The organism is Streptomyces sp. WAC 04229 (assembly GCF_003947455.1).
Taxonomy (GTDB): Bacteria; Actinomycetota; Actinomycetes; order Streptomycetales; family Streptomycetaceae; genus Streptomyces.
Window position 1 is genome coordinate 1 of sequence record NZ_QHJH01000454.1, and the last position, 255, is coordinate 255.

Genomic DNA, 255 nt, shown 5'->3' on the forward strand with positions numbered 1-255 from the left:
CCGTCCTCGGCACCATGCTCGAACTCGGCGCCGACAGCGAGGCCGAGCACCGTGCCGTCGGCGCCTACGCCGCCGCCCGGGCCGACGTGGTCGTCGCGGTCGGCGAGGGGGCCCGCCCCATCGCCGACGGCGCGGGAGGCCGAACGGTGACCCCCGCCGACAACAACGCAGCCCTCGCCTGGCTGCGCAGCCACCTCACCACCGGCGACGTCGTCCTCGTCAAAGCCTCCCGCGGCGCCCGCCTCGACGAAATCG

General features: G+C 76.1%; 1 protein-coding gene. It reads left to right on the top strand.

Annotated features, from left to right (window positions below):
• Positions 1-255: glutamate ligase domain-containing protein (locus DMH12_RS38830; protein WP_399190345.1), on the top strand; the 255-nt coding region annotated here is incomplete at both ends.